Annotated in this window: 8 protein-coding genes; 6 read left to right on the forward strand and 2 right to left on the reverse strand. The window is 67.0% G+C overall.

All coding sequences use genetic code 11. The features are described from left to right. The first annotated feature begins 259 nt into the window (after positions 1-259). The 4 genes from clpB to KW83_RS13370 all read left to right on the forward strand — a co-directional run bounded on the left by clpB (position 260) and on the right by KW83_RS13370 (position 4,387). Positions 260-2,872 carry an ATP-dependent chaperone ClpB gene (gene clpB / locus KW83_RS13360; RefSeq protein ID WP_036179695.1) on the forward strand — a complete coding sequence of 871 codons (2,613 nt, stop codon included), beginning with the start codon at positions 260-262 and terminating at the stop codon, positions 2,870-2,872. Between the two features lie 138 nt (positions 2,873-3,010). Next, on the forward strand, positions 3,011-3,214 hold the full coding sequence (locus KW83_RS13365; RefSeq protein WP_036179748.1) for a DUF1127 domain-containing protein: 204 nt from the start codon (positions 3,011-3,013) through the stop codon (positions 3,212-3,214). A 172-nt stretch (positions 3,215-3,386) separates the two neighbouring features. Next, positions 3,387-3,599: a DUF1127 domain-containing protein gene (locus KW83_RS19265; protein WP_051928504.1), complete on the forward strand. Its 213-nt coding sequence runs from the start codon at positions 3,387-3,389 to the stop codon at positions 3,597-3,599. Further along, positions 3,596-4,387, forward strand: a complete 792-nt coding sequence (locus KW83_RS13370; protein ID WP_152563589.1) for an extracellular catalytic domain type 1 short-chain-length polyhydroxyalkanoate depolymerase — start codon at positions 3,596-3,598, stop codon at positions 4,385-4,387. Before KW83_RS19265 ends, KW83_RS13370 begins: the two co-directional genes overlap by 4 nt. 2 nt (positions 4,388-4,389) lie before the next feature. On the opposite strand, the gene KW83_RS13375 is transcribed toward KW83_RS13370, so the two are convergent. After that, the gene (locus KW83_RS13375) at positions 4,390-4,953 is read right to left on the reverse strand and encodes a YqgE/AlgH family protein (protein WP_036179697.1); all 564 of its coding nucleotides are present in this window, start codon (positions 4,951-4,953) and stop codon (positions 4,390-4,392) included. 762 nt (positions 4,954-5,715) lie between these two features. On the opposite strand from KW83_RS13375, the gene KW83_RS20655 reads away from it, so the two are divergent. Continuing rightward, entirely contained in the window at positions 5,716-6,126 is a 411-nt protein-coding gene (locus tag KW83_RS20655; RefSeq protein ID WP_161785503.1) for a hypothetical protein, read from the forward strand. 467 nt (positions 6,127-6,593) lie between these two features. Next, a protein-coding gene (locus KW83_RS20030) for an IS630 family transposase (RefSeq protein ID WP_161785428.1) occupies positions 6,594-7,534 on the forward strand; the annotation gives its coding sequence in 2 pieces (ribosomal slippage) (positions 6,594-6,926 and positions 6,929-7,534; 939 coding nt in all). 310 nt (positions 7,535-7,844) lie between these two features. On the opposite strand, the gene KW83_RS21550 is transcribed toward KW83_RS20030, so the two are convergent. Then, on the reverse strand, positions 7,845-8,587 hold a 743-nt coding region (locus KW83_RS21550; protein ID WP_235191427.1), incomplete at its 5' end, for an IS3 family transposase.

Genomic DNA, 8,587 nt, shown 5'->3' on the forward strand with positions numbered 1-8,587 from the left:
GGTCTCGGTCCTTTGCAACATCACCGGAAGGCCCGCGGATCGCGGTCACCCTGTCGCCCGGTGGAGGTGGATGAGCGGCGCACATAGACCGGATACCGGCGCGGCGCAACACCTTATCCCCCGCGTCGGGGCGACGCATCCCGCGCGACGGCTGTCTTGATCGGGTCGCGGCCGCTCCCCACATATCCACGCAGAGGCCCCGGGGACCGCGCTGCAGGTGCGGGCGGTCCGGGCGGGCGCTTGAAAAGGAGATAAAGACATGAACTTGGAGAAGTTCACCGAGCGGTCGCGCGGGTTCATCCAGGCCGCCCAGACCATCGCCATGAGAGAGCAGCACCAGCGGCTGGTCCCCGAACATCTGCTGAAGGCCCTGCTGGACGACGACCAGGGGCTGGCGGCCAATCTGATCGCCCGGGCCGGCGGCGACGCCAAGCGCGTGGCCGAGCAGGTCGCGCTGTCGCTGGGCAAGCAGCCCAAGGTGTCGGGCGACGCGGCGCAGGTCTACCTGGACCAGACCACGGCGCGGGTGCTGGACGAATCGGAGACCCTGGCCAAGAAGGCCGGCGACAGCTTCGTGCCGGTCGAGCGGATCCTGACCGCCCTGGCGATGGTCAAGTCCAAGGCGAAGGACGCGCTGGACGCGGGCGGCGTCAACGCACAGGCGCTGAACGGCGCGATCAACGACATCCGCAAGGGCCGCACCGCCGACACGGCAAGCGCCGAGGACGGCTACGAGGCGCTCAAGAAATACGCCATCGACCTGACCCAGCGCGCCCGTGAGGGCAAGATCGACCCGATCATCGGCCGCGACGACGAGATCCGGCGCACCATGCAGGTCCTGTCCCGCCGCACCAAGAACAACCCGGTGCTGATCGGCGAGCCCGGCGTCGGCAAGACCGCCATCGCCGAGGGCCTGGCCCTTCGCATCGTGGATGGCGACGTGCCCGAGAGCCTGCGCAACAAGCGGCTGCTGGCGCTCGACATGGGCGCGCTGATCGCCGGCGCGAAATACCGCGGCGAGTTCGAGGAACGGCTGAAGGCGATCCTCAAGGAGGTCGAGACCGCCGCCGGAGAGATCGTCCTGTTCATCGACGAGATGCACACGCTGGTGGGCGCGGGCAAGGCGGACGGCGCGATGGATGCGTCGAACCTGCTGAAACCGGCGCTGGCCCGCGGTGAGCTGCATTGCGTCGGCGCCACCACGCTGGACGAGTACCGCAAGCACGTGGAAAAGGACGCGGCCCTGGCCCGCCGGTTCCAGCCCCTTGTGGTGTCCGAGCCGACGGTATCCGACACCGTGTCGATCCTGCGCGGCATCAAGGAGAAGTACGAACTCCACCACGGGGTGCGGATCTCCGATTCCGCGCTGGTGGCCGCCGCGACCCTGTCGCACCGCTACATCACCGACCGATTCCTGCCCGACAAGGCGATCGACCTGATGGACGAGGCCGCGTCGCGGCTGCGCATGGAAGTGGACAGCAAGCCCGAGGAGCTCGACGCGCTCGACCGCGACATCCTGCAAAAGCAGATCGAGGCCGAGGCGCTGCGCAAGGAGGACGACCAGCCGTCCCGCGACCGGCTGGAGACGCTGGAGCGCGAACTGGCCGACCTGCAGGAGACCGCCGAGGCGATGACCGCCAAGTGGCAGGCCGAGCGCGACCGCCTGAACGCGGGCCGCGAGCTGAAGGAGCATCTCGACCGCGCCAGGGCGGAACTCGACATCGCCAAGCGAGAGGGCAACCTGGCCCGCGCCGGAGAGCTGTCCTACGGCATCATCCCGCAGCTGGAACGCGACCTTGGCGATGCCGAGAGCGGCGAGGATCTGATGGTCGAGGAAGCCGTGCGCCCCGAGCAGATCGCCCAGGTGGTGGAGCGCTGGACCGGGATCCCGACCTCAAAGATGCTGGAAGGCGAGCGCGAGAAGCTGCTGCGCATGGAAGAGGAGCTGGGCCACCGCGTCATCGGCCAGCGCACCGCCGTCACCGCCGTGTCCAACGCCGTGCGCCGGGCGCGTGCCGGCCTGAACGATGAGAACCGTCCGCTGGGCTCGTTCCTGTTCCTCGGTCCGACCGGCGTCGGCAAGACCGAGCTGACCAAGGCGGTGGCCGAGTATCTCTTCGACGACGACAACGCCATGGTCCGGATCGACATGTCCGAGTTCATGGAAAAGCACAGCGTCGCGCGGCTGATCGGCGCGCCGCCGGGCTATGTCGGCTATGACGAGGGCGGCGCGCTGACCGAGGCGGTGCGGCGGCGTCCCTACCAGGTGGTTCTGTTCGACGAGGTCGAAAAGGCGCATCCCGACGTGTTCAACGTACTGTTGCAGGTGCTCGACGACGGGGTGCTGACCGATGGCCAGGGCCGCACGGTGGACTTCAAGCAGACGCTGATCGTGCTGACCTCGAACCTCGGATCCCAGGCGCTGAGCCGGTTGCCCGACGGGGCCGACGGCGCCCAGGCCAAGCGCGACGTGATGGACGCGGTGCGTGCCCATTTCCGGCCCGAGTTCCTGAACCGGCTGGACGAGACGGTGATCTTCGACCGCCTGTCACGGGCGGACATGGACGGGATCGTCACGATCCAGCTCAGGCGGCTGGAGGCGCGTCTGGCGCAGCGCAAGATCACGCTGGACCTCAGCGACGCCGCGCGGACCTGGCTGGCGGACGAAGGCTATGACCCGGTGTTCGGCGCGCGTCCGCTCAAGCGGGTGATCCAGCGCAGCCTGCAGGACCAACTGGCCGAAATGATCCTGGCCGGCGACGTGGCGGACGGGGCGACGGTCACGGTGGACGCGGGCAGCGACGGGCTCATCGTGGGCGACCGGGTGGCGGCGTCGAACCGGCCCAAGCCCGACGACGCGGTTCTGCACTGACACGACGCGCCTCGGCGGCCCTGTGCCGCCGGGGTGCCCATGCGCAAGACGCATGGCGGGCATGGCGAAATCCGCGTTTTCGCCACCCTCCGAAAGGGCCATCTGATCTGTCGAAACACGCAGACAGAGGAGGCCCCGATGGCCTTGTACACCGATACCCACACCGGCCGCGGCGATGCCCGGCGCCTGACACGCATTCTCGACACACTCCGCGCCCGCCTGGCGGACGCGCGAGAGGTCAGGCGCATCGAGAACGAGTTGGCGCAGATGTCGGACCGCGAGCTTGCCGATATCGGCATCTCCCGCGCGTCGATCCGCCATATCGCCCGCCAGTCCATCTGACCGGCACCGCGACCCCGCGCCGGGGCGGGGCGGGGTTAACCCGCTGTTAAGCGGCCTTGCGTTTGCTGCAATGCAGCGTTTCCCCCTTGTCCATTGTGCAGTCGCAGCAATTCCCCATCTTGAGAGGGAAGAGCGCGACACACGACGCTCCAGACATACAGGAGATTTTTCCATGGCGACCAATCGCATCGTGGCGGCACCATCCGCCCCCCGCTTCGACCAGGGCTTCGATCACATCGCAACGTCCTGGCGCCGGTGGCGCGTTGCCAACCGGACCCGTTCGGCCCTTGCGGCCCTGTCGGACCGCGAGCTTGCCGACCTCGGCATCGAACGGCACGACATTCCCCGGATCGCGCGGGAGGCCGCGCGGAACGGCCAAGCGTGACCCAGCCCGATCCCCCCATGGTCCGCGCGCGCCATGACAGCGCCGCGGGCCACAGGGAGTTTCTGGTGTTCGAGCCGGCCACCAAGCCCCGGGGCCTGGTGATGATGCTGCATGGCTGCGCTCAAGATCCTGAGGATTTCGCCCGCGGCACGGGCATGAATGCCATCGCCGCCCGCCAGGGCTGGGTGGTGGTCTGGCCCGAACAGAGCACCGGCGACAACGCGAACGGCTGCTGGAACTGGTTCCGGACCGGCCACCAGTCCCGCGGCTTCGGCGAACCGGCGATCCTGGCCGGCATCGTCGAAGATCTGATCCTGGACCACCGCCTTGCCCGCGCGCGCGTCGCGGTCGCCGGCTTTTCCGCCGGCGCGGCCATGACGATGGTCCTGCGGGAAACCTATCCCGACGTATTTCGCGCCTTTGCCAGTCATTCCGGCCTTGGCACCGGTCTGGCGCGCAACGGCGTGGCGGCCCTGTCGGCAATGCGCGAAGGCCGGGAGGGCGGCGGCGTGGTCAAGGCCCCGTTCCGCCCGACGCTGATCGTCCACGGCACCCATGACGACGTGGTCAGCCCGTCCAATGCGGCCCAAGCCGCGCGGCGCCTGCCCGGCAGCACCCTGCGCCTGATCCCCAACCTGGGCCACGCCTGGTCCGGCGGCCGGCCGGAGGGCAGCTTCACCGCGCCAGGGTTTCCGGATATCACGCTCGAGATCGCGGATTTCTTCGCCCGCGCCATGGGACAGAGCCGCTGGCTGCCGTCGCTTCCCTTCGCCGCGCGGGCCTCCTGACCTCAGGCGCGGCCGCCGCATGCCGACAACAGCACCGGATCCACCCCGAGCGAGCGCACCGCCCGGCCCCATTTCCCGCCATGATCGCCGTCGAAAACCAGGTCCGGCGTGCCCTCGGCCAGCAGCCAGCCGTTGCGCGCGATCTCGGACTCCAACTGGCCCGGCCCCCAGCCGGCGTAGCCCAGCGCGACCAGCGACCGCTCCGGCCCGGTGCCGGCGGCCATCGCCCTGAGGATGTCCAGCGTCGCGGTCATCCCGAATCGGCCGGCCACATCCAGCGTGCTGTCGTCCTGCCGATAGGCCGCGGGGTGCAGCACGAACCCGCGCGAACTTTCCACGGGCCCGCCGATATGGACCCGCGCCTCCAGCGGCACGGCGCGCGGGATCGACAGCTGCTCGAAGAGGTCGGACAGGACGATCTCTGGCGCGGGCTTGTTGACGACCAGGCCCATACCGCCATCCGGCCCGTGGGCGCACAGCAGGATCACGCTGCGCTCGAACCGCGGATCCCCCATGTCGGGCATGGCGATCAGCAGTCTCCCCGTCAGGTCGGTCACATCATCCATGGGGTGCAACATGGCGTGACCCGGCCGTCGCGCAAGAGCGCGGGCGGTGTAGGGTCCGGGTGTCTCTGCATTTCCGGGGCGAAGCTGCGGCCGGCATCGCGGCGTCGGCGCCTTGCAGCGGGCTGACGCCATCTGCGGCCGTCGCGCCGCGGGCCAGGCGGGCCGTTCGACCGGGCATGACATGGGCGCCACCGGGATGCCGGGGCTGCAACGCGATGGGCCCTTCCGCGCCTGAGCGCCCATACCGGGGGGTTCGCCCGTGCTCTGTGCATTTACCGGGTTTGCCACCGCGTTTCGCCGGGTTTGCACCGGAAGAGGGCGGACGTCCGGCCTCCATCCGAAATGGTGCGCCGCCGGATCGGGTGCAATGCTTCCTTTGGATGTTCCACCAGGCGTGGAGGGCGGAGCGGCGGGGGCTGCGGGACGCGTTCGGACACGGCATCTGCGGCCTGCGCGCACGTCAATTGGTCGATCCGGTCGCTCCCGGAGGCGCGCAGCTCCGGCGCCGTGTCGAGCCGGCGCGGCCTGCCGGGGCGATGCTCGCGCCGATGCTGTTCCGACGGTGTGACGGGCGGTTTGAACGGGGTGTTCGGAGACGTTGAACACCCCGTCACGGGCGGCATGCGCGGCGGGGGCAGTGGCCAGCGGCGTCGGCACGGTCCAGGGCCGCTGTCAGTGCGTCGGAGCCGTCGGTTGTGGGCATTGCCATGCAACGCGAAGTGCACTTGGGTACCCGGATGATGGCAGACGCCAAGCGGCTGAATGCCTTCGGTTTTCCTGCCTGCATTGCGAAAGCGGTGGACGTTGCCGCCAGCGGCCAGGTGGCCGGCGACGGCCGATCCGTTGTCGGTATGGAAGGGTGCGCCTATCGGTCCCTTTCGCACCGACCCGGCCGCGCACCAGGTGCAGCCGGTCCGACCAGGACGAATCTTCGGGCAGCGTTTTCAGGATGCGAACCATGGCCGCCCGCCGTTCGCCTTCGGCGTGGCGGCAAGGAAGGCATCGTGCGCATCGTCGTCGCGCGTGCCCGAGATGGAGACCCGCGGCGTCCAGCTCACGCCGCAGGAAAGCAAGGCGCTCGCGCTCGGGGAGGCCGGAGAGCTGGACAACCTCGGCAACACCTCCAATGGATCGCAGCCTGTTTGTCGGTATGTCCAAGCGCCCGAACCATGAGGATGTCGAGGACCTGTCTCGTGGGATCGCGCCGACGCCCGAGAGACTGCGGTGGGGCGGGTCTATTACGGCAATGAAGCGTTCCGAGGAGCGCCTTTCGGTCCACACGACGGTTCGGTGAAACTGCACGCGGCGAAGACGACCTTGCAATCACCGAAACGTTCGCCCCCCAAGCGCGGCTTTCTGGATGCTATCGGCCGCCGCTCCGTCAGACATGATGGAGATGATGGACGATGGCTCCTGCACGGCGCACCACGCGGCGCGGCGCTTGATCTGTACCGACTTCGAAAATCCTGACGCCTCACTGACCAGAGATCGGCAGAACCTCACGGAAGCCTCTTCGCTATTCGCAACGCGCTTCGACCGCGCGAAATAGAGCGGGATGAAATCAGCCTGAATCGATAGAGGATTCACAGGCCTGCATTTTGGTGATTCACTGTTGCCGACCACAAGATGGAGGGCGAGTAGTGGGTAGAGCACTTTCAATGGACCTTCGAGAGAGGGCAATGGCGCGGCTGTTGGGGGGCGAGAGCGTGCGTCAGGTCGCAGCGGCCCTGGATGTGGCTCCGTCCAGTGTTGTGAAGTGGTCGCAGCGTTTGCGTGCGACCGGGAGTTGCGCTCCGGCAGGGACAGGCGGCCACCCGCCACGCAAGATTGCAGGCGGGCATGAGGCGTGGCTTCTGGAGCGGATAACGGAGCCGTTCACACTGCGCGGACTGGTGGTGGAACTGGCCGAGCGCGGGCTCAAGGTCGACTACCGCACCGTCTGGGCCTTCGTGCGCCGCACGGGCTACTCGTTCAAAAAAAGACCCAACTCGCCGAGGAGCAGAACCGCCCCGACGTGAGCCGCCGCCGTGTGCGCTGGAAGCGGCACCAGGGCCGGATCGACCCCCGTCGTCTCGTGTTCATTGATGAAACCTGGGCCAAGACCAACATGGCCCCGCTGCGCGGCTGGGCTCCCAGAGGTGAACGCCTGATCGGGCGGGCCCCGCATGGTCACTGGCGCACCATGACCTTTATCGCAGCGCTGCGTCATGATCGGATCGACGCGCCCTTTGTTTTGGACGGTCCCGTCAACGGCGAAGCGTTCCGGGCTTATGTCGCGCACGTGCTCGTCCCAACCCTGCGCCCGGGCGATGTGGTGGTTATGGACAATCTGGGCAGCCACAAAGGGCAAGCCGTGCGGCAGGCGATCCGTAACGCGAAAGCGCATCTACTTTTTCTGCCGCCCTACAGCCCCGACCTGAACCCGATTGAACAGGTCTTCTCGAAGCTCAAACACATGCTCCGCAACGCAGCCGAGCGCACAATGGAGGCAACGTGGCGCAGGATCGGGACACTGCTCGACCGCTTCAGCCCACAGGAGTGCGCGAACTACCTCGCCAATACTGGATACGCTTCAAGCTAATCTCATCATGCTCTAGAACGCGAGGCGCGCCACCACGTGACAGGTGATTGTCCATAACGCGCTCGATGATGAGCCGACGGCTGCCGTCAGGGGCTCGATCCTGTCGGACCTGCGCGCCCTCGTCCTAAATGATGGCCTGCTTTTCGCGAGGCGTAGCTTTCGCGCGGACACAGTCTCGTTGCCCAGTGGGCTACGAGCCGTCAACAGTTTCCAACGCGCCGTCCGGCAGCGGCCGCTGTAGATCCGACGCTTCGTCCCAGGGCGCATGCAGCTGGACCTGTCGCGATTTCGTGCCGCCCCAAGTGCTCGTTTAAGCCACTTTTCTTTCGAATGCGACGGGGCTTTTCCAGCCCAGTGCTGAGTGGCGGCGACGCGGATTGTAGAAGCCATTGATGTATTCAAAGATCGCCACTTCAGCTTGCCGCCGCGTTTCCCATGACCTGCGCCAGATGAGCTCGGCCTTGATCGTCTTGAAGAAGGTTTCGACAGCGGCGTTGTCATAGCAATTGCCCTTGCCGCTCATCGACACCTTGAAGCCATGCTGGCGCAAAAGCTTCTGATAGTCGTGTGAACAATATTGCGACCCGCGATCCGTATGATGGATGCAGCCTTTGGGCGGCGCCCGAAAAGCTATGGCCATGTTCAACGCCCGGATCGCCAAGTCGCGTTTCATCCGGTTGCTCACGGCCCAGCCGATCACACGCCGTGAATGCAGATCGAGGATTACGGCCAGATACAACCAGCCTTCGCGGGTCCAGACATAGCTGTCAGATCCCGCTTGATTGTATGGCCGCTTTTTGAAGAGCCTTGGCTTTTGGCGATGCCAGTCCTTGAGGGCGTCGATAGGCGTTCTGCCCTTCAGGACGGATTGCGGGAGCTGGCCGTTGTAGAGGCGGACATAGCGCAGGATCGTCTGCTCAAGGTCCTCGCCTGATCGGAAGCGATGACTCTGCAGGACGTCCTCGATCCGCCCGTTGAAGCGCTCCACCATGCCGTTGGTTTGCGGCCGCATCGGTGGTGCGAGGCGATGCTCGATCCCGAGGTCGGCACAGA

Origin of the sequence: Palleronia rufa, from assembly GCF_000743715.1 — a bacterium.
GTDB classification, from domain to species: Bacteria; Pseudomonadota; Alphaproteobacteria; order Rhodobacterales; family Rhodobacteraceae; genus Palleronia; species Palleronia rufa.